The organism is Ornithinimicrobium pulveris, from assembly GCF_050261105.1.
In the GTDB taxonomy this organism is placed as follows: domain Bacteria; phylum Actinomycetota; class Actinomycetes; order Actinomycetales; family Dermatophilaceae; genus Ornithinicoccus.
The window spans coordinates 561055-585154 of record NZ_CP189837.1; the positions used below are offsets into that span (position 1 = coordinate 561055).

The window sequence follows — 24100 nt, forward strand, 5'->3', positions numbered from 1 at the left end:
CCCCCCGCACCGTGAAGAAGCCGGGCGTCACCCGGCCCGGGACTGGCAGGTTGAGCTGAGTCAGAACTCGCAGACATGGGAGCAATAGTAAGGCCGGACTACGCTCACCACCGTGTCGTCGTCCCCAGCCCTGCGCACGGTGGCTGTCGTCGGGCTCGGCGGGGCGGTCGGGGCGGTGCTGCGGTGGCTGCTCGAGTGGGCCATCCCGCACGCCGGGGCGTGGCCGGTGGCGACCCTGCTCATCAACGTCCTGGGCAGCGCGGCGCTCGCGTTGCTGGTCGCCCACGCCGCCCGCCACCGCCACCCGTGGTGGCTGCGGCCGGGCGTCGGGACCGGCCTGCTCGGCGGGTTCACGACCTTCTCCACGTATGCCGTTCAGGTCGTCGTCGTCGGTCAGGCTCACCCGGCCGTCGCGGTCGGCTACCTGGTCGCGACGCCGCTGCTGTGCGTGGCGGCCGCGGCGCTCGTCGGCACCCTGGTGCTGCGCTCGGGGGCCCACCGATGACCGGTATGCCGTGGGGCTGGGCCCTCCTGCTCGTCGCCCTGGGTGGGGCGGCCGGCGCGGTGCTCCGGTATGTCGTGACGCTACCTCCCGCAGGACCGTTCCGCGGGGTGTTCGCGGCGAATGTGGTGGGGGCCTGGGCGCTCGGCCTGCTCGTCGGGCTCGCCGATCGGCTGCCCGAGGGCGTCTCCCTGCTGCTGGGCACCGGGATCTGTGGGGCCCTGACCACGTGGAGCACGCTCGCCGTGCAGACCTGGGAACTGGGGCGGGTCGGGCTCGGGCGAGCTGCGGCATACCTGGGGGGCACGGTGGTGCTCGGGGTGGCGACCGGACTGCTCGGCTGGTGGTTAGGGTCGGCGGTGTGAGCAATGAGCTGAAGGTCGGGTACAAGGCGTCCGCGGAGCAGTTCGGTCCCCGGGACCTGGTGGAGTATGCGGTGCGCGCCGAGGAGCTGGGGTTCGACACCGTCACCACCAGCGACCACCTGCTGCCCTGGCGGGTGGAAGGGGGGCACGCGCCCTTCTCGCTGGCCTGGATGGCGGCGGTCGGGGAACGCACCGAGCGGGTCCGGATCGGGACCTCGGTGCTCACGCCGACCTTCCGCTACAACCCGGTCGTGGTCGCCCAGGCCTTTGCGACGATGTCCCTGCTGACGAACGGGCGGGTGTTTTGCGGTGTCGGGACCGGCGAGGCGCTGAACGAGGTGGCGGCGAGCGGGATGGAGTGGCCGGACTTCAAGGAGCGCTTCGGCCGGCTGCGGGAGGCGGTCGAGGTGATGCGGCGGCTGTGGACGCAGGACGATGTCGAGCACGAGGGCGAGTTCTACACGGTGCGCGGGGTCTCGATCTTCGACCGTCCGGAGGAGCCGGTGCCGGTCTACATCGCGGCGGGTGGGCCGATGGTGGCGCGCTATGCGGGTAGGTATGGCGACGGGATGATCTGCACGTCCGGCAAGGGGATGGAGCTGTATGCCGATGAGCTGCTGCCTGCCGTCGCGACCGGTGCGGAGGCCAAGGGGCGTCCGATCGAGGACATCGATCGGATGCTGGAATTGAAGATCTCCTACGACCGGGATGCCGAGGCGGCTGTGGAGAACACCCGGTTCTGGGCGCCGCTGGCCTTGTCGGCCGAGCAGAAGCACAGCGTGGACTCGCCGCGGGAGATGGAGCGGCTGGCCGACGAGTTGCCGATCGAGCAGGTGGCCAAGCGGTGGATCGTCGCGAGCGACCCGCAGGAGGCGGTGGAGCAGATCAAGCCCTATCTGGAGGTCGGGATCACCCACCTGGTGGTGCATGGTCCGGGGCATGACCAGGAGCGCTTCCTGGGGCAGTTCGCCGAGGATGTGCTGCCGTTGTTGCGGGCGCTCTGAGGGCTGCTGGCTGCGCTCTGAGGCGCGCTGAGGAGGGTCCGCGGGAGCGCGTTGTCCTTGGCTCCTCGGCCCCGCCTGCCCGGGTCTGTCGGTGGCCTCTCCTACGGTGGAGGTCGACCGGCAAGAACGGCGAGACCTGTCGACCGGCAGCCACGGCGAGGCAGCGAAGGGAGGTGAGCGGCGTGAGCACCATCGGTGAGGTCAGGGGCACAGGGCGCGCCACGACCGGCGTGCGCTTCGTGCACACGGCCGACTGGCAGATCGGGATGACCCGTCGCTACCTGCCCGCTGAGGCCCAGGGCAGGTTCACGGCCGCTCGCACCGAGGTGGTGCGGCGGATCGGTGCGTTGGCTGCTGAGCAGCAGGCCGACTTCGTGCTCGTGGCTGGAGACGTCTTCGAGCACAGCCAGCTCACCCCGCAGACGGTCCGGCGGGCGTTGGAGGCTCTGCGTGAGGTTCCGGTGCCGGTCTATCTGCTGCCCGGCAACCACGACCATCTCGGGCCGATGTCGATCTGGTCCTCACCGGTCCTGCGCGATGAGTTGCCCGAGCACGTGCACGTCCTGGACAGCGTGGGCGTGCACGCGGTGGTCCTGGACGGGGGTCGAGAGGTTGAGCCGAGTTCTACCGGTAGGCGGGTGGAGTTGGTCGCCGCGCCCTGGGCCGGCAAGCACCCCACGCAGGACCCAGTGGCGGCGGCGTTGGCGACGCTGCCGCCCGGCCCGGCCCCAGAGGGGACCGTGCGGGTCCTGGTGGGCCATGGTGCGGTCGATGTGCTCGATCCGGACGGGCACGCGAAGGCGCCGATCCAGGTGGCGGCTCTGCGCGAGGCGCTGGATGAGGGCCGCATCCACTACGTCGCGCTCGGCGATCGGCACTCGCGGACCCAGGTCGGCGGGGATCCGGCGATCTGGTTCTCCGGGGCTCCGGAGCCCACGGACTGGCGCGAGCAGGCGCCGGGCGACGCCCTGGTGGTGAGGATCAGTCCACTGGCGGACGGCGGTGCAGGTGCCGGTGCATTCGCCGGCGCCGGACGCCAGGCTCAGGTCGAGGTGGAGCCGCACTCGGTCGCGCGTTGGCGCTATGTCGCCCTCGACGAGCGAGTGGACTCCGACGCGGACCTCGACGCGCTCGACCGTCGTCTGACAGCGCTGCCGGACAAGGAGTGCACGATCGTGCGACTCGGGCTGAGCGGCACCCTCGGGCTGGCCCAGCACGCTCGGCTCGAAGAGATCCTCGAGCGGCACCTCGACCTGCTCGCCGCCCTGCACCGCCCGGCGCAGCACAGTGATGTCGTGCTGGTCGCCGATGACGATCTGTCCGAGCTGGAGCTCAGAGGGTTCCTGGCCGGGGCGGTCGATGTCCTGCGCTCCGAGAGTGTCACCGACGACGCTGAGACGGGTGCCGACGACACGGGGACGGGCGCCGACGACGCTGGGATGCTCAGCGACGAACCCTTCCAGCCCGGCCGCCCCGATGACGACGAGAGCGCCCGCGATGCGTTGGCCCTGCTCTACCGGCTGACCCGAGGCGGTGCCCGATGAGGTTGCACACGCTCACCCTGCGCGACGTCAAGGGAGTCAAGGACCGGACGATTGAGCTGCCCGAGGTGGGGGTGGTTGTCATCGAAGGGCCCAACGAGATCGGCAAGTCCACGATGCTCGAGGCCTTCGACGCGCTGCTGACCCTGAAGTCGACATCCAAGGCCGCTGCGGCCCGCGCGTTGCAGCCGGTCGACCGCGACGTCGCACCGTGCGTCGCGGCCGAGTTCAGCATCGGGGGTCTACGCCTTCGTTACGCCAAGCGCTGGCTCAAGTCCCCCTCCACCACCCTTCAGATCCTGGGGGAGCGGCCGGAGCAGTTGACCGGCGACGCGGCCCAGCAGCGCGTCGACGCTCTGGTGTCCCAGCACCTGGACACCACCTTGTGGGATGCGCTGCGACTGACCCAGTCCGGCGACGGGACCGTTGCGCCGCTGGTGTCCAGCAGCGTGCTCACCGCAGCGCTGGATGCGGCCGCCGGCTCTCAGCAGCACGCGGACGGCGCGGACGTGCTGCTCGACAAGGTGTCGCAGGAATACTCCACCTATTTCACGGCGACCGGTCGTCCGACCGGTGATTACCGACTGGCGATGAGCAGGCACAGCGAGGCCGAACAGGGCGTTGCCGAGGCCCATCGTCGGCTCACCGAAGGGATGGCGCTGCTGGAGCGCCAGGAGCAGCTGCGAGCCAGCTCCGAGGCGGCCAGCGAGCAGGTCGACCGTGCCGACCGAGAGGTGTCACGAGCGCAGGAGGCCAGCGCACAGGCCGAGCTGGTGGCGACGAGGCACGCGGAGGCTCAGGAGCGGCTGGCTTCGGCCCGGGCTCAGCACGCCTCCGCGCTGCAGGCCCTCCAGGAGCGGGAGCGCCTCATCACCGAGCTCGCTACCTGGGTATCGCGGGCGGAGCAGGCACGGGAGGAAAGCCTCGCCGCGACGGCAGCGGCGGACGAGCTCGCGGAAGCCCTCACCTCGGCGGAGCAGACGCACGGGCGCACCAGCGAGGCGCTGGAGGTCGCCGCGGACCGGCTCGATCAGGTGCGGCAGGACGCTGATGACCGCGCGGAGCTCGACCGGCTCGAAGGACTCGTGTCCGGGATAGACCACATTCGGGAGTTGGTTGAGAAGGTTGCCCGCGCCCGCGAGGCCTTGCCGCAGGTGCGGGTCGAGCGCGAGGTTCCGCGCCGCGTGCGGGCGCTGCAAGACCGGCTCGATGCGATGGTTCTGCAGCACGCCGCTGCCAGCCCGTCCCTGGAGATCGAGTCACTGGGTGCAGAGGTGGTGATCGACCTCGCTGATGGCCAGGGGCATGAGGTGGTGGCTCCCGGCGAGCGCCAGCGCCTGTCCGTCGCCCACGACACCACCGTGGACGTCCCGGGTGGCGCGCGGATCCGGGTGTACCTCCACGAGGAGGCGCTGGGCCGGGTCGCTGAACTCGGTCGTCTGCGCCGGAGCCTGGCCGACTCCCTGGCCGAGCATGGCGTGGAGCACGTGGACGAGCTGGACCGTCTCGCGGAGACCACTGAGCAGGCCGCGCAGGTGCTGCGGGAGTCGGTGCGTGACGTCGAGGTGGCCCTGCGGTCGCGCGGGGAGGCCGTCGTGGGCCAGGCGCGGTGGGGGAAGATGCCCGACGCGCTCGTCGCGGAGGTCGCCCAGGCCCGTGAGCGGATCGACTCCCTGCACGCCGCCCGCGATGCAGACCATCCCCTGCCGATGGATGCGATGGTCGCCCGGGGTGCGGTGGAGGCCGCCACGGCAGCCCACCGCACCGCCAGGGCAGCGCACCGCGAAGCCACCGAGCGGGTGAGCGAGCGTCGCGCCCAGGTCGCAGCACTGACCTCCCGTCTGGACCTGGCGGGCAAGGAGATCGTCGCCAGTGAGGCACGGGCTGACGCCCTGCAGCAGCAGCTATCGGTTGCTCGGCAGAGCCTCACCGACGAGGCCCTCCAGCCCTTGGTCGACGAGTGCGCTGCCCAGGTGACGGTGGCAGGCTCAGCCCTCGAGAAGGCCTCCGAGGCCGTGCGGGCGGCCGACGTCGACGGCGTCCGGCGAGCCCTTGTGCTGGCTCGCGACCGCAGCACCGCGGCTGTCCGGGCTCGCGAGCTGGCGATGGCGGAGCTGCACCATGTCTCCGGCCAGGTCGAGATGGCTGCGGGCGAGGGGCGACAGGAGCTCTACGACCTCGCAGTCACCGATCTCCAGGACGCCGAGCGCCACCTCCGTGCCATCGACCGCCGGGCCCGGGCAGCCCGGCACCTGTTCACCACGCTGAACCAGCATCGCGATGCTGCCCACCGCGCCTACGTCCGTCCCTACACCGACGCCCTCGAGTCGCTGGGCCGCCGCGTCTACGGCGACGGCTTCGGCGTCACCGTCGATGAGGAGCTCGCCCTCACCGCGCGCACGTTGGACGGCGCCACCGTCCCCTTCTCGGAGCTGTCGGGTGGTGCGAAGGAGCAGCTCGGCATCCTGGCCCGCCTCGCGGTCGCTCGCCTGGTGGATCCGGACCACGGCGTGCCCGTCGTCATCGATGACGCCCTCGGCTACTCCGACCCCGAACGCCTTCGCCAGATGGGCGCGGTCCTGGGACACAGCCCGAGCGCCGACGCGCACGGACCCTCGCCCGCTGGGGACGTGCAGGTGATCCTGCTGACCTGCACTCCCGATCGCTACGCTGCCATCCCCCACGTCGCCACCATCCGCCTCACCGCATGACTCCCGCACCCTGGCGGCAGAGATGAGCCCTCCGTCCACCCCTGGACTCTCCACCGTCCCCACCCCCAGAGGCAGACGTGCGGTCACCCGCCGTTCCCTGCTCCTGGGCGGACTCGGGGTCGGGGCCCTCGGCGCCGGTGGCGTGGGCGCATCCGGCGTTCTGCCGCCCACCTGGCTCGGCAGAGAGGAACTGATCCCGCTCTACTCCGCCGGCGTGGCTTTCGGGCCCGGCGGTGAGCGTGCCTTCGTCGCGCGCGGTGACAATCCGTTCCCACCCGGGACGCGGGTGCTCCCGGCGTCGGGTGAGGTGAACGGCATACGGGCCGCGGAGCGTGAGCTGGTGTCCGCGGTGCGTAGCCGGGTAGCGCCCCGGTGGGAACCGCTGACCGTCGACGCCATCCTGGACATCAACGCGCTCACGTACGGGCTGCCCGGCCCGGCCGCCGCCTGGACCCGGCACTGGCGCTACATCTGGCCACGCGACTCCGCCCACGTCTGTGCAGCACTGGCCGGGCTGGACCGCCCTGACGACGTCCTACGCTGCCTCGCCTTCCTGGCCGAGCACCAGCGCAAGGATGGCCACTTCGAGGCCCGCTACACCTTCGAGGGCACAGTGCCCGACGACCGCACTCCCCAGTCCGACGGCGTCGGCTGGTTCCTCTGGGCGATCCGCGAGTGCTGCCAGGCCCTGCCCGAGCACCGCGCCGCACTGCTCGCGACAACGGGACCCGCGGCCAGCCGGGCGCTTCGCGCGATCGAGGCCGACCTGCGTCTCCTCGGCACGGATGGTCTGCCGCCGCCCTCCCCGGACTACTGGGAAGTGCCCGAGCGCCGCACCACCCTCGGCATCGCGGCGATGACCCTGGCCGGGTTGCAGGCCGCGGCCGAGCTCGGCGAGGACCTCTGCCCCGAGGCCGCCACCGCCGCGGACCTTGCCACCGACCTGCGCGAGGCCATCCGTGGCGAGTTCGGCCGTCGCGGCTTCCAGCGCTATGTCCGCGGAGGTGGGTATGACGCCGCCCTCACCTTCCTGCTCCCGCCCTACGTCACCGGGCTCGAGGACGAGGTGGCGCCGCTGCTCGATGTCGCCCACGCCGCGATGCTGCGACCTGCCGGCGGCGTGGCGCCGGGAGAGTCCTGGAAGGACGACTGGATCAGCTGGACTCCCGAGACGGCGCTCTTCGCCCAGGCCTACGCCCACGTGGGGCGCACGGCCGACGCCGAGGAGGCTCTGGCCTGGTTGGCGGCCCACCGGACGAGCACCGGTAGCCTGCCCGAGAAGGTGCTCAGCGACGGCTCCCCGGCCGCGGTCGCACCACTGTCCTGGACGGGTGCGCTGGTCATCTCCACCGCGCTCAGGCTCGCCTCGACCGGCTGATCTGCCGAAGGGCCCGCCCACTAAACTGAGACACATGGCCCCGCGCACCCTCGCCTCCCGGATCGGGGTCCGGCGGGGCGTCGGCCTCCTGCTCGCGATCGTGCTGTTCATCCTGCCGCTGGCGCTCGATGTGCCGGGCCTGGATCCGGCCGGTGAGCGGATGCTGGCGATCTTCCTCGTCGCCATCGTGCTCTTCGTCACCGAGGCCATTCCCCTCTTCGCCACCGCCGCGCTGATCATCCTGCTGCAGGTGCTCATGCTCTCCGAGCAGGCGCTCGTCCGCCTCACCGAGCCGTCGGTGTCCGCTCGCGAGGTCTACGCCTCCCTCGCCGACCCGGTGATCATCCTCTTCCTCGGCGGCTTCCTGATCGCCGACGGCGCCGCCAAGTACCGCCTCGACCGCAACCTCGCCGCCCTCGTCCTCACCCCGTTCCGCTCCGACGCCCGCCGCGCACTGCTGGCGCTGATGCTGATGACCGCGGGGCTCTCGCTGTTCATGTCCAACACCGCCACCGCCGCGACCATGTTCGCCGTGCTGCTCCCGGTCTTGGCCGTGCTGCCTGACGGGATGGCCCGCACCGGCTTCGCGCTGTCCATCCCGCTCGCCGCCAACCTGGGCGGGATCGGCACCCCGGTCGCCTCTCCGCCGAACGCGCTCGCGGTCGCAGCCATCACCTCCCGTGGCGAATCGATCTCGTTCCTGTCGTGGATGCTCGCCACGGTCCCGCTGATGGTCATCCTGCTCGCTCTCGGTTGGCTCTACCTCTCGCGCCGCTACCTCACCCGCGGCACCCCGCTCGACCTGGACCTCACCCGTAACTTCGACACCAGCCTGGGTGCCTGGGTCTTCTACGCCGTGGCCGCAACCACGATCGTGCTGTGGCTGAGCGAGCCGCTCCACGGCATACCGGCCACCACCGTGGGCTTCCTGCCGGTCGTCGTCCTCCTCGCGACCACGGTGATGTCCGGAGACGACCTGCGGGCGCTGCAGTGGCCGGTCCTCTGGCTGGTCGCCGGCGGGATCGCCCTCGGCAACGGGGTGATCGCGAGCGGGCTGGACGGCTGGCTGGTCGGTCTCGTGAGCTGGGAGAACGTCCCGGCCATGCTGCTCCTGCTCACGATCGCGGCCATGGCGTGGGCGATGTCGAACCTGCTGTCCAACTCCGCGACCGCCAACCTGCTCATCCCGATCGGTCTGACGCTCGCCGTCTCGATCGGACAGGACGTGGTGGTGACCGGGGTGCTCCTCGCCGTCGCCTGCAGCCTGGGCATGGTGCTCCCGGTCTCCACGCCGCCGAATGCGATCGCCTACGCGACCGGCACCGTGAAGACCGGTGACCTGGCCGTCGTGGGTGTCCTGCTCGGCGTGGTCGGAGTGCTCCTGGTCGGGGTCTTCCTGCCCTGGTGGGGCGAGGTGATCGGGCTGTGGTGAGAGACACAACGACGGTGCTCGTGGTGGGTGACGACCCGACGGCGGACCGCGCGGTCGAGGAGATCCGGGGTCGGGTGGACGCCGACGTCTGTCACCTGCGCGATCCGCACGACCCCGGGTCCCGTATGCCGCAGGTCGCCGTCATCATCCTCCTCCCCTCAGCCGGGGCGGAGGTGGATGACCTGGTGGCCACGGTGATGTCCCGCCCCGATTGCGAGGGGGCACGCCTGCTCCTGGTGACCGATCGAGAGCACCTGGATCTGGCCAGCGCTGTTGACCACCACCGGGTGCACGGGCTGGTGCGCGCGTCCTGGACGCCGGGCAACCTGGCCTCCTACGCCGCGGCCGAGCTGACCCGGTGGCGGATCCACCACGCGGCTCCGGACGACGTGGGCGAGCTGGGGGTCGGTGGTGAGGCAGCTGGAGATGGTGGCGAACTCGGAGCGTTGGCTCCTCGCAGCGACCTGCTGCGCCAGTTGCGGCTGACCACAGATGAGGCGGCGGCGGAGTTGCTCGCGGCCGTCGAGGAGGTCCTGGGGCCGCGCCCTCGCGTCCATCTCCCCGCTGGTGTGCGGATGACTGACGTGGGTGAGGACGTTGACCAGATCTTCCTGGTGGTGTCCGGCAGGGTGGCGCTCAGCGTGACCTCACGCGCGGGCACGGTGACCCTGCACCACGCCTCGACCGGGCCGGTGGTCGGCCTGTTGGCCCTGGCCGACCAGCGCCGGAGCCAGGTGACGGCGCGCACCACCACCCCCTGCGAGATCGTTCCGCTCACCGTGGAGCAACTTGATCGTGCGCTCGCCGGTGACCCTCGGGTGGGGGGCGCGTTGACCGCGTTGAGCATTCGCGCGTTGTCGGCGCGGCTGCGTCGGACCCAGGCCCGGCGGGTCGAGAAGACCGAGCTGGCCGCGGAGAAGTCCGAGCTCGCGGCCAACCTCCAGCAGGCGCTGACCGAGCTGGAGCAGGCGCGGGCAGACCTCATCGCACAGGCGCGGATGGCCACCCTGGGCGAACTGGCCGCGGGCATCGCCCACGAGCTGAACAACCCGGTCGCCGCGCTGTTGCGGGCCTGCGACACGGTGCTCGACGATCTGCCGGAGTTGCTGGCTGTCGACCCGCTCGCCGCCGACCTGGTCCGCCGCGCTGGTGGCGACTCCGCGCCGCTGACGGCTGCCGAGGAACGATCGGCGCGGCGTGCTCTGAGCAGCGTGGTCTCCGATCCTGCGCTGGTGCGCAGGCTGGTCGCGGCTGGGATGACCGACCCGCAGGAGGCGGCGCAGCTGGTGGCGGGGCGTGGGCGTGATGCGCTGGAGCGGGTGGAGCACGCTGCTGGGGCAGGGGCTGCTCTGCGGGCCCTGCGCCTGGCCGGGAGCCATATCGCGGCACTGGTCGAGAACCTGCGCCAGCACGCGCGTCCTGATGCTCCGCCGGATGCCGGACAGCGCGTGGCGCTCGCTCCCGTGTCGGTTCTGACCACCGTGGAGGACGCGATCCGGCTGCACGGTCACCACCTGGCTGGAGCGCACCTGGAGGTGCAGGCTGACGCGAATCTGCCGACGGTCCTCGGCGACGCGCGGCAGCTGGTCCAGGTGTGGTCCAACCTGCTGACCAATGCCGCCGAGGCAACTGCGTGGCACAGCGCCGACACCGAGGCCGCCGACGAACAGGCTGTCGAGGCCGAGCCGATCGGGGCCGAAGCGATCGGGACTCGGGCGCGGGGAAGCGAGCCCGACAGCGACTCGGCGGGCCAGGCTCGCATCACGGTGCGGATCCAGACCGGTTCCGACGCCGGGGCGGGTTATGTCCGGGTGGTCGTGGAGGATGACGGCCCCGGGATCCCACCCGAGCTTCTGGAACGGGTCTTCGAGCCACGCTTCACCACCAAGCACGGGGTGGTCCGCTACGGGCTCGGGCTGGGCCTGGGGATCGCCCGAACCATCATCGAGGCGCACGACGGGACGATCACCCTGCGCTCGCGTCCCGGCCGCACCACGGTCGACGTTCGGCTGCCAGCGGCACCGGATGGGGACGGCCATGCAGACGGCCATGCTGCGGACCGCCATGCTGCAGACGGCCATGATGCGGACGGCCATGCTGCCGACGGACTGGAGACTGGTGCTCCGGCCGGAGCGCAGGACGAGGAGGAGAACTCATGAAGCTCGCCATCCTGGTGCTCGAGGACGAGCCGGAGGTGCGGATGGCTCTGGAGCGCGACCTTGAGGAGTTCGCCCGCACCGTGCGCATCGAGCCGGCAGGAGACGTGGCGGACGCGCGCGAGGTGATGGCCGAGGTCGCCGCTGACGGCGACCTGCTGGCCGTGGTGCTTGCCGACCACCGGCTCCCCGGTGAGACCGGGGTTGACCTGCTCGTCGAGGTCGCCAAGGACCCCGCGACCCGACACGTTGCAACGGTGTTGGTGACGGGTCAGGCCGATCAGCAGGACACCATTCGCGCGGTCAATGAGGCCGGTCTGGATCACTACGTGGCCAAGCCGTGGGACCCCGATGACCTGCGCTCGATCATCCGGCGGCTGCTCACCGAGGTGGTGGAGCGGCACGGACTGGACCCGCTCCCGCACCTTCCGGCGCTGGACCAGGTGCGCGCGATGGAGCTGGTCCGGGTCCGGCCCGACTGAGGTCCCGCTGTCTGCCTCGGACGCTGACCACGCACTTCAGAATTCGGTTGCTCCGCGGTCGGGGGTTCGGAATCCTCGGAGCGGTGACCAAGGAGCGGCAGGCCAACGAGTTCGACCACCCCTTGTCCGCCGCGATCTACGACCAGGCCGAGGGCTCGCGTGAGGACCTGGATCACTATGCCGCCCTCGTCGAGGAGCTCGACGCTCGGTCGGTCATCGATGTCGGCTGCGGCACCGGAGTCTTCGCCATCATGCTGGCGGACCGGGGGCTCGCCGTCAGTGCCGTCGATCCCGCTGGGGCGATGCTCGACGTAGCCCGGGCCAAGCCAGGAGCAGAGCGGGTCCGGTGGGTCCACGGCACCGCCGAGCTGCTCCCCGACCTACCCCATCCGCCCGTCGACCTGGCGGTGATGACCGGCAATGTCGCGCAGGTCTTCCTCACTGACGGGCAGTGGCTGGCCACGCTGCGCGCTCTCCATGACGTGCTCGTCCCCGGCGGGCACCTCGTCTTCGAAACCCGGATCCCCGAGCGCCGAGCCTGGGAGGAATGGGCGACGTGGGGCTCCTCGGTCTTCGAGGTCGATGGCGTGGGGGAGGTGCGCGATGAGTTCATACTGCTTCGGGTCTGTGAGCCCTATGTCACCTTCAGCTCGGACAACACGCTGCCCGACGGCACGGTGGTGCCCAACGAGTCGACGTTGATCTTCCGGTCCATGCCCGATCTCGAGCGGACTCTCACCGAGGCTGGGTTCAGCATCCGGGAGGTCCGGGACGCCCCGGACCGGCCGGACCGCGAGTGGGTCGTGATCGCCCAGCGGCCCTGACTCTCTCGACCCGTTAGTCGTGCTCCGGGTGAGTTGTGCTCCGGCCAGCGTCCGCCCGCGCTCCCTCGCCCGCAGTCTTCGCTTTCGCAGCGTCCCGGCGGCGGAACCAGCCAGCCAGCAACGCGCCCGACAGGTTGTGCCAGACCGAGAAGACCGCCCCGGGAAGTCCTGCCACCGGGGTGAAGAAGGTCGCGGCGAGGCCGGAGGCCAAGCCGGAATTCTGCATACCGACCTCGATCGCCATCGTGCGGGCCGAGCGTTCCCCCACACCGGTCGCTCGCCCGACCAGGTAGCCCAGCCCCAGGCCGAGCCCGTTGTGCAGGACGACCGCGAGCAGCACGATCAGACCAGCCTCGATGATCCGGTCGGCAGACAGCGACACCACGATCGCGACCACGATGCAGATGACCAGCACCGAGAACCACGGCAGCGCGGGCAGGATCCGCTGCACGAACCTTCCCGCGAAGGTGCGGACCAGCAGGCCGAGCAGCACCGGAACGAGCACGATCTGGACGATGGCGGTGGCCATCCCCGCGGCGTCCACGGGGAGTCGCTCGCCGACGAGCCACCAGGTGAGCAGCGGGGTCATGATCGGCGCGAGCAGTGTGGACACCGAGGTCATCGTCACCGACAGCGCGACGTCAGCGCGGGCGAGGTAGGAGACCACGTTGGAGGCGGTTCCGCCGGGGACGCAGCCGACCAGGATGACGCCGACCGCGAGCTCCGGCGGCAACTGCAGGAGGGTCGCGACGGCGAGACCGAAGAGGGGCATGATGCCGTACTGCGCGGCCACTCCCAGGAAGACCGGCAATGGTCGCTTGGCGATGAGCGCGAAGTCGGGGAGGGTGATCGTCAACCCCATCCCGAACATGATCAGACCCAGCAACGGGTTGATCAGCCCGGCCTGCGTGGAGATCGGGCCGCTGAACGCCCAGCCGAGCAGGCCGGCGAGGAGCACCAGGATCGGGAACACGGTGACGGCGCGCAGGGCGCTGCGATCCTCCGTGGTGGTCGGGGTGCCGGCGACCGGCCGCTCGTGGTCGGGCGCGGGGGTGGGGGACGTGCTCATCGGACCACGATAGGCCACGCGGGCCTCCGGTCGCGGTGTATCGTCGACCCCGCTAGCGTCAAGAAGATGAACGACGACAGGAAGATCACCGTCACCCGCACCATCGACGCCTCGGCCAGCGACCTGTTCGAGGTGCTGTCCCTGCCTGAGCGACACGTCGAGCTGGACGGCTCCGGCTTCGTCCGCGGCATCGACCACGGCGACCGGATCACCGAGACCGGTCAGAAGTTCACGATGAACATGTCCGGTGACCACATGGGCGGCGACTACCAGACCGACAACCACGTCACCGGCTACGACAAGGACCACCTGCTGGCCTGGGAAACCGCGCCGGCGGGCACCGAGCCGCCCGGCTGGCAGTGGGTGTGGGAGCTCATCCCGCAGGGCCCGGACAGCACCGAGGTCCGGCACACCTACGACTGGAGCAAGGTCACCGACCAGGAGTTGCTCAAGAAGGTCAGCTTCCCGCTGGTCGAGGAGAGCCAGCTGGAGGAGACGCTGAACCGGCTCGCTGCTGCGGTCTCGGCCTGAGGCAGCGGGGTCACGATGGGCCAGGAGCGGGAAGGCATCGAGCCTGCCGTGCCGCCGAGCGGCACCGGATGCGTGGAGTGCCTGGAGTCCGGTGGCTGGTGGGTGCATCTGCGCCGGTGTGCCCAGTGCGGTCACATCGGCTGCTGCGACAGCTCCCCGTCGCAGCACGCGAGCGCGCACTACACGGCGTCCGGCCACCCGGTCATGACCAGCTTCGAGCCGGGGGAGGACTGGTTCTGGTCTTTCGAGGACGGCAAAGGTTTCCTCGGCCCAGCGCTGGCGGAACCGACGAGCCGACCCGAGGACCAGCCGGCGCCCGGGCCCGAGGGAGCCGTTCCCGCCGACTGGCGCGACCACATCCACTAGTCGTATGGCGCCCGTTCCAGTGGGGCTTCACCCCGCCGGAGCGGGCGCTGGCCTGTGAGAAGATCGTCCCTGCGCTCGGTACCACCGAGCACGCCCTCGTAGCTCAGGGGATAGAGCACCGCTCTCCTAAAGCGGGTGTCGCAGGTTCGAATCCTGCCGGGGGCACTTTGCGTTTCTGCAGGTCAGATGCCGTGTCCCATCTCTAGTGGCAGTGGTCGGCCTGAGGTTTGGCTCGGACTGGTGCCTGATTGGTGCCCGAAGGCGCGGTTGATCCGCTCGATGGCGGCCCGCTCGGCGTCGGTGCCCATGAGGTGCCCGTAGGTGTCCAACGTCAGTTTCGTGGAGCTGTGACCCAGCCAGATGGCGATGGTCTTGATGTCCACCCCCGCGGCGATCCACAGACTGGCGGCCGTGTGCCGCAGGTCATGTGGCCGGCGCCCGTCCGTGGTCTCGTTCCACCGGACGGCGCGCCGCCAGTTCTGGGCGTGCAGGTATCCGCCCTGGCTGGCCGGGAAGAGCAGGTCCTCGGGGCCCAGCCCTTCCAGACGTGCCTCGACCACCGGAAGGGCTAAGGACAGCAGCGGAACGATCCGGCTGCGGCCGCTCTTCGTGGTCGTCCGCTCGATCACCTTTCCGGTGCGCCCCGACTGCGGCAGGGACCTGGCGACGACCACCGCCGGGTACGGGACGCTGGTGACGTCGCGGGCGCGCAACCCGCGCAGCTCGCCGAAGCGCAGCCCGGTCAGCCCCAGGAAGAGAGTCACGTCGGCCTGCGGGCCGGCGTGCTGCCGCTGCTCCTCCACGACGCTCAGCAGCTCCTCCATCCTGAAGGGCCGGAACTCGCCACGGGCTCGGCCGGAGTCGGGCCGGGGCAGCCGGACGACCGTCGCCGGCGAGTCACGGATCACGCGTGAACGCACGGCGTAGTCGAACAGGCCCCGCAGGGTCGTCCGCACGCGCGCCGCCGTGCCCACCGACCGGCTGCTCGCGACCGCGCCGAGGAAGCGCTCGATGTGGACGCGGTTCACCGACCCGACCGGTCTGCGGCCGAGGGCCGGCACGATGTGCACACGCAAGGCGCTCTCGTCCGACTCCCAGGCGCGGACGGAGACCTGGTCGCGTCGGACCTCCAGATAGGTCTTCGCCAGCTCGGCGACGGTGACCTTGCCGGCGGACGGAGGGACGAAGTCGCCCATGAGGATGAGCTGCTTCTGCTCGCGTTCCCAGACCGCTGCATCCATGCGGCGCTCGAACGACCGGTCCGCGACCACGATGCCCCGGTGCTTCACCTGGACGCGGTACCGCCGCCCCCGCTTCTGGATCACTCCATGTCCTCGCGCTGGGCCTCCAACCAGTCGTTGAGGTCGGAGGGCTTGAAGAACACCCGCCTCCCGACCCGGATGGCGGGAGCGAACCGGCGCTGGACCCGAAGATAGTTCAAGGTGTTCGGCGAGATGTGACACCACCGAGCAGCCTCCTCAACGGTGAGCAGCTCCATGGGGCTGATGGTCTGAGACATGGCTTCGACTTCCTTTCACTCGTGATCAGCGTCTTCCGCTGTAGTCCCTAAAGCGACGAGGTCCACCCCAGGGACTCACCGTCTCTTCCCATTCAGTCACTTCCCGCCGTCCGACCATCTGCTCTGGCTCCAACCTGTGGACAACTTCTGAGCGCGCAGCCCGAAGCACCGATCACACTCAGTCAGCCTGCCCGCGCTCGACGATCCAATGACCCTCTCCATCCCTGTCTGACCGCGCCTCCGACGTCCAAACGCCCTGCCAGAACCACGGAGAGGCACACCTCATGCACGCGGTGACGGGGTGAGACCCAGCGCGTGGGCCCGGCGCTTTCGTATGCGTGATGACGTTGCACAAGCTGTCCGCCGGGAGCGGGTACACGTACCTGACCAGTCAGGTCGCCCAACATGATGCGACCGAGCGCCGGCAGGTGGGCCTGGCCGCGTACTACGAGGAGAAGGGCGAGTCCCCGGGCCGGTGGCTGGGCACGGGCCTGGCCGGTGTGGACCTCGCCGCCGGCGAGGTGGTGACCGAGGAGCAGATGAAGCTGTTGTTCGGTCAGGGCCGCCACCCCCGGGCCGGTGAGCCCGGGGCCGCCGAGCGTGGCTGGGATGCCCTGGGGCGACCGTTCCCCACGTTCGCTGCCACGACCTTGCAGCAGGTGATCGCGCGGGCGTTCACCGAGCACAACACCAGCCGCGGTTTGGCGTGGAACGCCCCTATCCCGGCAGGGGAGCGGGCAGCGATCCGTACTCGGGTCGCGCGGGAGGTGTTCGAGCAGCGGCACGGGCGGGGGCCGGTGGACGAGGGCGAGCTGACCCGGTTCGTCGCGAAGGCATCGAAGCCGGCGCGGGTGCCGGTGGCCGGGTTCGACCTGACGTTCTCGCCGGTGAAGTCGGTCTCGGCGCTGTGGGCGCTGGGGCCGGTCGAGGTCGCGAGGCAGGTGGAGGCTGCGCACGAGGACGCGGTCCGGGCGACGCTGGCGCTGCTGGAGGCCGAGGTGGCGTTCACGCGGATGGGTCAGGGCGGTATCCGCCAGGTGCCGGTGGTGGGGTTGATCGCGGCGGCGTTCGACCACCGGGACTCGCGGGCCGGGGACCCGGACCTACACACCCACGTCGTCGTCTCGAACAAGGTGCAGTCCCTGCCGGAGGACGGTAGCCGGTGGTTGTCGCTGGATGGGCGGATGCTGTTCAAGGCGAACGTGATGGCTTCTGAGCATTACAACACCCACCTGGAGGCCGGCCTGGTCGACCGGCTCGGGGTCAGATTCGTGGACCGTCCAGGGCCGGAGGGGAAGCGGGCGGTGCGGGAGATCGACGGGATCGACCCGGCCCTGCTGGCCGCGTGGTCCTCGCGACGGCAGGCGATCCAGGCCCGCCTGGACGAACTGGTGTCGGTCTTCGTGGCTGACCATGGTCGGGCCCCGACCGGTACCGAGTCGTTGGATCTGGCGCAGCGGGCGAACCTGGAGACCCGGCCGGGCAAGCACCAACCCCGCTCGGAGGCCGAGCAGCGCCGCGCCTGGCACCAGCAGGCCACGACCGTGCTCGCCCGTGCGGGGAAGAGCCCGCAGGAGATGGTCGCGGCCGCGCTGGGTACGCGGTGGGTAAGCAACCGGGAGCGCACCAGAGACGCACGTGAGGGAGAGGGCATCGCCGCAGGCCACGAGGTGGAGACGCGGGGGAGACGCAACCGGGAGCGCGCTGGGGACGCAAGCAGAGACGCCGGCGTCACTGCAGGTCAGCAGGTGGGTACGCTCCAGGGACGGGTCCGGGTGCGGCGGCGTGGGGGTGTGCGTCCCCAGGTGGTGGCTGCGCGGGTGCTCGCGGTGCTGGAGGGGTCGCGGGCGACGTGGCAGGTGTGGCACGTACGGGCCGAGACCTCCCGTCAGCTCCGCACCGCGGGGGTGCCGCTGGCCCGGCTGGGCGAGTACGGGCGCGAGGTCGAACGGTGGGTCCTGGAGGGTTTCTCGGTCCCGGTCGGAGTACCACCCGAACTGGGCGAACCAGAGGTGTTGCGCCGCGCGGACGGGCAGCCCGCCCACCGGGTACACGGCAGCCAGGCCTACACCTCCAAGGCGATCCTGGCCGCCGAGGAGGAACTCCTGTCCCTCGCGCTGCGTCGGGACGGCCGCCAAGCCGACCCCGACGTGGTCGAGACCGTCCTGGCCAGACAGAGGGGAGGCGGACCGGGGCTGGACCGGTCCCAGGTAGCGATGGTCCACGGCCTGACCACCAGCGGGTGCCGGGTCCAGGTCGCCCTCGCCCCGGCCGGCGCCGGCAAGACCGCCGCCCTGCAGGTGCTGGCCCGCGCCTGGGAAGCCACTGGCGGGACCGTCCTGGGCCTGGCACCGACCGCGGTCGCCGCTGACGAGCTGGCCTGCGCCACCGGCATCCCCGCCGACACCCTCGCGAAGTACCTCCACGAGACCGCCACGGCAGCTGACTCCCCAACGCGGGTGTCGTCACTGTCCGTCGTGAGAAAGCCCGTAGGGCCGGGGACGTTGGTCGTCATCGACGAGGCGGGTATGGCCGGTACCCGTGACCTGGCCAAGGTGGTTCGGCACGTCGTCGAGGGGGGTGGCAGTGTGCGGCTGGTGGGGGATGACCAGCAGCTGGCCGCCGTGGCCGCGGGCGGGATCCTGACCGACCTGGCCGAGCAGGGGTACGCGCACGGCACCACCGTCACGCTGACCGAGCTGCACCGGTTCACCGACCCCGCCGAAGGCGCCGCCACCCTCGCCATCCGCGACAGTGACCCCGCGGGCCTGGAGCACTACCTGGAACGGGGACGGGTGCACGCCGGCGACACCGGCGCCATGAACGAGGCCGCGTACGCCGCCTGGAGGACCGACCAGGAGGCGGGCCGGTCCAGCCTGCTGCTGGCCGCCACCCGGGACACCGTGCGCGTCCTGAACCAGCGCGCCCGCCAGGACCGACTCCACACCACCGGAGGACAGCACCCCGGCCCGGAAGTGGTCCTGGCTGACGGGACCGGTGCCAGTGCCGGTGACCTGGTGATCACCCGCCGTAACGACCGGCGCTTGCGGGCCGGGGCCGGGTCGTGGGTGAGGAACGGGGATCGATGGCGCGTCGACGGCGTCCATCCCGACGGCGCCGTCACCGTGCATCGCCAGGACCGGCGAGCCCGGTCCGGGTCGGGCCGGTTGCGGCTCCCGGCGGGGTACGTCGCCCAGCACGTCCAGCTGGGGTACGCGTCCACGATCCACGGCGCCCAGGGCGCCACCGTGGACACCACGCACACCGTCCTGACCGGGACCGAGACCCGACAAGGGTTGTACGTCGCGCTCTCCCGCGGCCGGGAGTCCAACCACCTCTACCTCGCCACGCCCGCGGCCTCGATGGACTCCGTCGGCCCAGAGGTCCAAGAGCAGGTGGCGGAGCCGCGGGAGGTGCTCACCGACATCCTGGCCCGGGACGGCCGCGCCCACTCGGCCACGACCGTCGAGCACGGCGACACCGCCGCCCTGCTGCGGGAAGCGGTGCTGGCCTACCGGGACGCCCTGACCGTCCTGGCCCAGCACCACCTCGGACCCCAGCGGATGGCTGCTCTGGACGACGCGCTCGAACGCTGGCTGCCCGGCCTCACCCAGCAGGAGGCATACCCGAACCTGCGCGGCCAGCTCGCCCTGCACTGGGTCGACGGCACCCGGCCCGAGACGGTCGTGCAGGACGCGACCTTGTACCGCGGCAAACACAGCCTCACCGAGGCCGACGACCCCGCCGCCGCCCTCACCTAGCGCATCAGCGCCATCGCACCGCTGCTGCACAGGGGCGCGCCCCTGCCGTGGCTGCCCGGCATCCCACCCGCCCTACGACACGACCCAGACACGACCGAGTACCTGGACCGGCTCACTCACCGGGTCCAGCAGCTGGTCGAGAACGTCGCCGGCGAGGCACGCCAAGCAGGTGCGTCCGCCCGGACGCCCTGGCAGCGGACCCTGCCGCCCGAGGTCGATGACGACCTGCTTGGCGATCTCGCTGTCTGGCGAGCTGCGCACGCCATCCCGCCCACCGAGTCGAACCCGACCGGCCCGCCGGCCAGAGAACCCGACGCAGCCAGATATCAGACAAGACTGCTCCGGCGGCTGAGCACCCCGTCCCCAGTCTCCGGCGCTCTCAAGCCCGACGCTGGCAGCCGTCTCCGGGCTGCCCAACGACTAGCAGAACAACACCAGGTCTTCGGCAGTGCGTTTCACCAACTCGGCCCATCCCGATAACCGAGCCCCCATCGCAGGCGGTGCCTGCCATCTGAGGGGTGATACATCGCTGTACCGCCGATGTCCGGACGTTTGCCGGGAGCTCAGAACCGTCGCAACTGCGGCGTGACTGGTCGCCTCGGTAACGGCGAGCACCCAGACGACGCGTCAGCGGGGGAACGCGGCAGGTGGACGCGTCACGCGCCCGGGCAGCACCGGCCCGCGCCGGCGGGGCTGGTGATGACGAGCTCGGCCAACGGGTCTTTGCCGCCCGTGCCGGTGGCGAAGCCGAGTGCCGGAACGCCGGCAGGTCGTGCGCGGTGCGTCTCGGCCGGCACCTGCGGGTCCTCGAGATCGATCGGGGTTTCGCAGCAGCCGCCGGTGGCGGCGGTGTCCTGGCCCTTGTCGTTGACCGAGCAGACCCCGGTCTCTGGCAGCACGAGCCGCACCTCGTCGGCCGCCGCCAAGTCGCCGGCCAGGGCTGCGACGACGGAGCGTACCTGTTCGTTGCCGGTGGCGATGAGGAACGTGGGAGCGCGCCCGTAGGACTTCATCCCGACGATGTACAGGCCGTCGTCGGGATGGGCCAGGTCGTTGTGGCCGTGGGGCGGGACGGTGCCGCAGGAGTGGTACTGCGGGTCGACCAGTGGCGCGAGCCGGGTCGGTGCCTCCAACGCCGGGTGCAGGTCTAGCTGAGTCTCGGCGAGCAGGGACAGGTCGGGCCGGAAGCCGGTCGCGGCCGCCAGATTGTGGATGCCCTCTAGGATAAGCGGGCCCTGCGCCGTCTGGCCACGCACCGTGACGGCGTCCTGACCAATCTCCAGCGCGATGATGGAGAAGCCGGTGACCAGACGCACGGCTCCGGAGTCCACGAGCGCGTGCAGGTCGCTGCCGAGCTGGCCCCGGGCAGGCAACTGGTCAGCCGCACCGCCGCCGTAGACCTTCGCCGGCAATGCGCCACGGACGGCCCACAGGATCTCCGTCCTGGGCTCCCGCTCGGCCAGGCGGGCCAGGTTCAGCAGCGTGTTCGCGGCAGAGCGCCCGGCCCCGACCACGAGTGTGCGTCGACCGGCGAACCGTACTCGGTCCTGGCCGAGCACGTCCGGAAGCGGTCCCACCAGGAACGGGCCAGCGTCCTGCTCACCGAGCGCGGGCAGGCCGGCTGCCCCCAGGGGGTTGGGCTGGCCCCAGGTGCCCGAGGCGTCGATGACGGCACGGGCGAGCAGCTCGCCCAGGGCTCCGTCGGCCTCGCGCACTCGCAGGATGAAGGGACGTTCCGCCCGGCCGATGCTGCGGGTCTTGTCCATCCCCGCCCGGGAGACCGCCAGCACCCGCGTCCCCAAGCGCACCCGGTCGGCGAATAGCTGGCCGAGCGGGCACAGGTAGTGCTCGACCAGCTCCGCACCCGTGGGCGGAACGGGTGTGGCTGGAGGAGCCCACCCGGTGAGAGCGAGCAGCTTAGCCGCCGTCGGGTCGACGATGTACTGCCACGGGGTGAAGGTGTGGATGTGGCCCCACTCTGAGACGGCGGTGCCGACCTGGTCCCCGGCCTCGATAACCAGGAATGGCAGCCCCCGGTCGGCCAGGTGGGCGGCGGCGGCCAGCCCCACCGGCCCGGCGCCAATGACGACGACGGGAAGGTCCTCACGAAGCGCGTTGGTCATGATCATGTGTTGCCTCCTGGCGGCGCCGCCGGTTGATGCCTAGTATCGACATCTGTCGATGGAACGCATCGTGCACCCTATATCGACGAATGTCAATGAAGGAGTCTTCGCCATGTCAGTTTCGGCTGCAGCCTCGCTCGTCGTCCCTGCCCAGCCGGAGGTGGCGGAGTGCTGTGCGCCGCTGCAGACGACGATGCTGGGTGTACAGGAGGCCACTGAGCTGGCCCGCCGGTTCGCGGCGCTGGGCGACCCTGTGCGCCTGCGCCTCCTTAGCCTGCTGGCCACCAGCAGCGACGGTGCGGTGTGCGCGTGCGACCTGGTCGAGCCGGTCGGCAAGAGCCAGCCCACAGTCAGCCACCACCTCAAGATCCTGCGCGAGGCAGGTCTGGTCACCAGTGAGCGGCGGGGCACCAACGTCTGGTATGCCGCTGTCCCTGCGGCCCTCGAGTCTTTGCGCCAGACGCTGGCTGGAGGATCCTGACCGGGCGCCGGACGCCGAGCTCCGGGTAGTTTCCAAACGTCCCCGACATTTGATTGACATTTGTCTATGTGGCGGCCACGATAGCCGTATCGATCTTCGTCCATAGATTGGATCACCATGAGCCGGGTCACTCCTACGGCGCCAAGGCAGCTCGCAAGCCCGCCCACCGCCCAATTGTCCGCCACCGACAGGTACCTGCCGGTCTGGATCGGGGCGGCGATGATCGCTGGGCTGCTGCTGGGCCGGCTCGTCCCCGGACTGGACGCCTGGTTGGGGGCGGTGGAGGTCGACGGGGTCTCGCTGCCGATCGCCCTGGGCCTGCTGGTGATGATGTACCCGGTGCTGGCCAAGGTGCGTTACGACCGGCTGGACTCCGTGGTGGCTGACCGTCGGATGCTGATCAGCTCGCTGGTGCTCAACTGGGTGCTGGGTCCGGCGCTGATGTTCGCGCTGGCCTGGGCGTTCCTGGCCGACCTGCCGGAGTACCGCACCGGGCTCATCATCGTCGGGCTGGCCCGGTGCATCGCGATGGTCATCATCTGGAATGACCTGGCGTGCGGCGACCGTGAGGCCGCCGCGGTGCTGGTCGCCCTCAACTCGCTCTTCCAGGTGGTGGCGTTTGCAGGGCTGGGCTGGTTCTACCTGTCTGTGTTGCCTGGCTGGCTCGGGCTCGACCAGGCCGCCTTGGACGTCTCGCCCTGGCAGATCGCCACGTCGGTCCTCATCTTCCTGGGGATCCCGCTGCTGGCCGGCTTCCTCTCCCGCGTCTGGGGGGAGCGCGCCAAGGGCCGCGAGTGGTACGAGGAGAGGTTCATCCCCGCCGTCAGCCCCTGGGCGCTGCGTGGTCTGCTGTTCACGATCGTGCTGCTCTTCGCCCTCCAGGGTGACCGGATCCTTGCCCAGCCCCTGGACGTGGCGCGGATGGCGGTGCCCCTGCTGCTCTACTTCGCCCTCATGTGGGGCGTCAGTTTCGCGGTCGGTGTGGGCCTGGGGATGTCCTACGCGCGGACCACGACCCTGGCCTTCACCGCGGCCGGCAACAACTTCGAGTTGGCCATCGCGGTGGCAATCGCCACCTTCGGGGTCACCTCCGGCCAGGCCCTGGCCGGGGTCGTCGGACCCCTCATCGAGGTGCCCGTCCTGGTGGGCCTCGTCTACGTCTCGCTCGCCCTGCGCGACCGCTTCTTCTCCCAGGAGGTCCCCGCCGATGTCCGCTCCAACTCCTGAGGCCGCGACTCACCGCGGCGAACAGTCCGTGGCGCAGATCGTCCATGACCTGACCTACGCCTTCGAGGGCACGTTCACCGGCGAGGAGGTCTACCGGGCGGTCGAGGTCGCCTGGTCCGAGTTGGCGGCGGTCTCGCGCATCCCGACCTACCTGCCGGTGCTGACCGCGCGCCTGGCGCGCGAGCGTCTGACCGCCGCCGCGCAGGCGGACGGGCGAATCGTGAAGATCGTCCCGGAGCTGCTGTTCGTCTGCGTCCACAACGCCGGCCGCTCTCAGATGGCAGCCGCACTCGCGGCACATCTGGCCCCGGGCCGGGTGCACGTGCGCTCAGCCGGCTCGGCACCCACCGGCGAGATCAACCCGGTCGTCGTGCAGGCCCTCGCCGAGCGCGGCGTCGACCTGCGCGAGGCCTTTCCCAAGCCACTCACCGGAGATGTCGTCCGCGCCGCCGACGTTATCGTGACCATGGGTTGCGGAGACTCCTGTCCCGTGCTGCCGGGCAAGCGCTACGAGGACTGGGCCGTTCCGGACCCCGCCGGGCAGCCGATCGAGGTCGTGCGCGACATCCGCGACATACTCCAGGCCCGCGTCACCACACTGCTGCGGGACCTCACCCTCTGACCCCGG

21 protein-coding genes and 1 tRNA gene are annotated in these 24100 nt (G+C 70.8%); 17 read left to right on the forward strand and 5 right to left on the reverse strand.

The window, feature by feature from the left end; translation table 11 throughout:
• Nucleotides 1-112: 112 nt before the first annotated feature.
• The 10 genes from ACQBAT_RS02575 (at nt 113) to ACQBAT_RS02620 (ending at nt 12395) form a co-directional block, all read left to right on the forward strand.
• The gene (locus ACQBAT_RS02575; RefSeq protein ID WP_420747185.1) at nt 113-505 is read left to right on the forward strand and encodes a fluoride efflux transporter FluC; all 393 of its coding nucleotides are present in this window, start codon (nt 113-115) and stop codon (nt 503-505) included.
• Complete coding sequence (locus ACQBAT_RS02580; protein ID WP_420747184.1) at nt 502-867, forward strand: fluoride efflux transporter FluC; 366 nt, start codon at nt 502-504, stop codon at nt 865-867. The genes ACQBAT_RS02575 and ACQBAT_RS02580 overlap by 4 nt, the downstream gene beginning before the upstream one ends.
• Entirely contained in the window at nt 864-1871 is a 1008-nt protein-coding gene (gene fgd, locus ACQBAT_RS02585) for a glucose-6-phosphate dehydrogenase (coenzyme-F420) (protein ID WP_420747183.1), read from the forward strand. The genes ACQBAT_RS02580 and fgd overlap by 4 nt, the downstream gene beginning before the upstream one ends.
• Before the next feature lie 182 nt (nt 1872-2053).
• Nucleotides 2054-3415 (forward strand): metallophosphoesterase family protein, encoded by a 1362-nt coding sequence (locus ACQBAT_RS02590; RefSeq protein ID WP_420747182.1) that lies wholly within the window; start codon nt 2054-2056, stop codon nt 3413-3415.
• Nucleotides 3412-6123, forward strand: a complete 2712-nt coding sequence (locus ACQBAT_RS02595; protein ID WP_420747181.1) for an AAA family ATPase — start codon at nt 3412-3414, stop codon at nt 6121-6123. The genes ACQBAT_RS02590 and ACQBAT_RS02595 overlap by 4 nt, the downstream gene beginning before the upstream one ends.
• A 22-nt stretch (nt 6124-6145) precedes the next feature.
• The gene (locus ACQBAT_RS02600; protein WP_420747180.1) at nt 6146-7501 is read left to right on the forward strand and encodes a hypothetical protein; all 1356 of its coding nucleotides are present in this window, start codon (nt 6146-6148) and stop codon (nt 7499-7501) included.
• A 34-nt stretch (nt 7502-7535) separates the two neighbouring features.
• Nucleotides 7536-8933 carry an SLC13 family permease gene (locus ACQBAT_RS02605; RefSeq protein WP_420747179.1) on the forward strand — a complete coding sequence of 466 codons (1398 nt, stop codon included), beginning with the start codon at nt 7536-7538 and terminating at the stop codon, nt 8931-8933.
• Complete coding sequence (locus ACQBAT_RS02610) at nt 8930-11092, forward strand: sensor histidine kinase (protein ID WP_420747178.1); 2163 nt, start codon at nt 8930-8932, stop codon at nt 11090-11092. The genes ACQBAT_RS02605 and ACQBAT_RS02610 overlap by 4 nt, the downstream gene beginning before the upstream one ends.
• On the forward strand, nt 11089-11571 hold the full coding sequence (locus ACQBAT_RS02615) for a response regulator (protein WP_420747177.1): 483 nt from the start codon (nt 11089-11091) through the stop codon (nt 11569-11571). The genes ACQBAT_RS02610 and ACQBAT_RS02615 overlap by 4 nt, the downstream gene beginning before the upstream one ends.
• 83 nt (nt 11572-11654) lie before the next feature.
• A complete protein-coding gene (locus ACQBAT_RS02620) occupies nt 11655-12395 on the forward strand; it encodes a class I SAM-dependent methyltransferase (RefSeq protein WP_420747176.1) in 741 nt (246 codons plus the stop codon).
• A gap of 13 nt (nt 12396-12408) precedes the next feature.
• Here the strand turns inward: ACQBAT_RS02620 and ACQBAT_RS02625 are convergent, their stop codons facing one another.
• Nucleotides 12409-13464, reverse strand: a complete 1056-nt coding sequence (locus ACQBAT_RS02625; RefSeq protein ID WP_420747175.1) for a bile acid:sodium symporter family protein — start codon at nt 13462-13464, stop codon at nt 12409-12411.
• 66 nt (nt 13465-13530) lie between these two features.
• Between ACQBAT_RS02625 and ACQBAT_RS02630 the strand changes: the two genes are divergently transcribed.
• The 3 genes from ACQBAT_RS02630 (at nt 13531) to ACQBAT_RS02640 (ending at nt 14526) form a co-directional block, all read left to right on the forward strand.
• Complete coding sequence (locus ACQBAT_RS02630) at nt 13531-13995, forward strand: SRPBCC family protein (RefSeq protein WP_420747174.1); 465 nt, start codon at nt 13531-13533, stop codon at nt 13993-13995.
• A 15-nt stretch (nt 13996-14010) separates the two neighbouring features.
• Nucleotides 14011-14361, forward strand: a complete 351-nt coding sequence (locus ACQBAT_RS02635; RefSeq protein ID WP_420747173.1) for a UBP-type zinc finger domain-containing protein — start codon at nt 14011-14013, stop codon at nt 14359-14361.
• A gap of 92 nt (nt 14362-14453) precedes the next feature.
• Nucleotides 14454-14526 (forward strand) — tRNA-Arg (locus tag ACQBAT_RS02640).
• A gap of 17 nt (nt 14527-14543) precedes the next feature.
• Here ACQBAT_RS02640 and ACQBAT_RS02645 read toward each other — a convergent pair.
• Together ACQBAT_RS02645 and ACQBAT_RS02650 are read right to left on the reverse strand one after the other, a co-directional pair.
• The gene (locus tag ACQBAT_RS02645; protein ID WP_420747172.1) at nt 14544-15686 is read right to left on the reverse strand and encodes a tyrosine-type recombinase/integrase; all 1143 of its coding nucleotides are present in this window, start codon (nt 15684-15686) and stop codon (nt 14544-14546) included.
• On the reverse strand, nt 15683-15880 hold the full coding sequence (locus ACQBAT_RS02650) for a helix-turn-helix domain-containing protein (protein WP_420747171.1): 198 nt from the start codon (nt 15878-15880) through the stop codon (nt 15683-15685). The genes ACQBAT_RS02645 and ACQBAT_RS02650 overlap by 4 nt, the downstream gene beginning before the upstream one ends.
• Before the next feature lie 341 nt (nt 15881-16221).
• On the opposite strand from ACQBAT_RS02650, the gene mobF reads away from it, so the two are divergent.
• On the forward strand, nt 16222-19641 hold the full coding sequence (gene mobF, locus ACQBAT_RS02655) for a MobF family relaxase (RefSeq protein WP_420747170.1): 3420 nt from the start codon (nt 16222-16224) through the stop codon (nt 19639-19641).
• A gap of 72 nt (nt 19642-19713) precedes the next feature.
• Here the strand turns inward: mobF and ACQBAT_RS02660 are convergent, their stop codons facing one another.
• Complete coding sequence (locus ACQBAT_RS02660) at nt 19714-19902, reverse strand: hypothetical protein (protein WP_420747169.1); 189 nt, start codon at nt 19900-19902, stop codon at nt 19714-19716.
• Nucleotides 19903-20297: 395 nt separating this feature from the next.
• The gene (locus ACQBAT_RS02665; RefSeq protein ID WP_420747168.1) at nt 20298-21770 is read right to left on the reverse strand and encodes an FAD-dependent oxidoreductase; all 1473 of its coding nucleotides are present in this window, start codon (nt 21768-21770) and stop codon (nt 20298-20300) included.
• 106 nt (nt 21771-21876) lie between these two features.
• On the opposite strand from ACQBAT_RS02665, the gene ACQBAT_RS02670 reads away from it, so the two are divergent.
• The 3 genes from ACQBAT_RS02670 to ACQBAT_RS02680 all read left to right on the forward strand — a co-directional run bounded on the left by ACQBAT_RS02670 (nt 21877) and on the right by ACQBAT_RS02680 (nt 24094).
• On the forward strand, nt 21877-22245 hold the full coding sequence (locus tag ACQBAT_RS02670; RefSeq protein WP_420747167.1) for an ArsR/SmtB family transcription factor: 369 nt from the start codon (nt 21877-21879) through the stop codon (nt 22243-22245).
• Nucleotides 22246-22362: 117 nt separating this feature from the next.
• Entirely contained in the window at nt 22363-23472 is a 1110-nt protein-coding gene (gene arsB, locus ACQBAT_RS02675; RefSeq protein ID WP_420747166.1) for an ACR3 family arsenite efflux transporter, read from the forward strand.
• On the forward strand, nt 23453-24094 hold the full coding sequence (locus ACQBAT_RS02680; protein ID WP_420747165.1) for a three-helix bundle dimerization domain-containing protein: 642 nt from the start codon (nt 23453-23455) through the stop codon (nt 24092-24094). Before arsB ends, ACQBAT_RS02680 begins: the two co-directional genes overlap by 20 nt.
• Nucleotides 24095-24100: the final 6 nt, after the last annotated feature.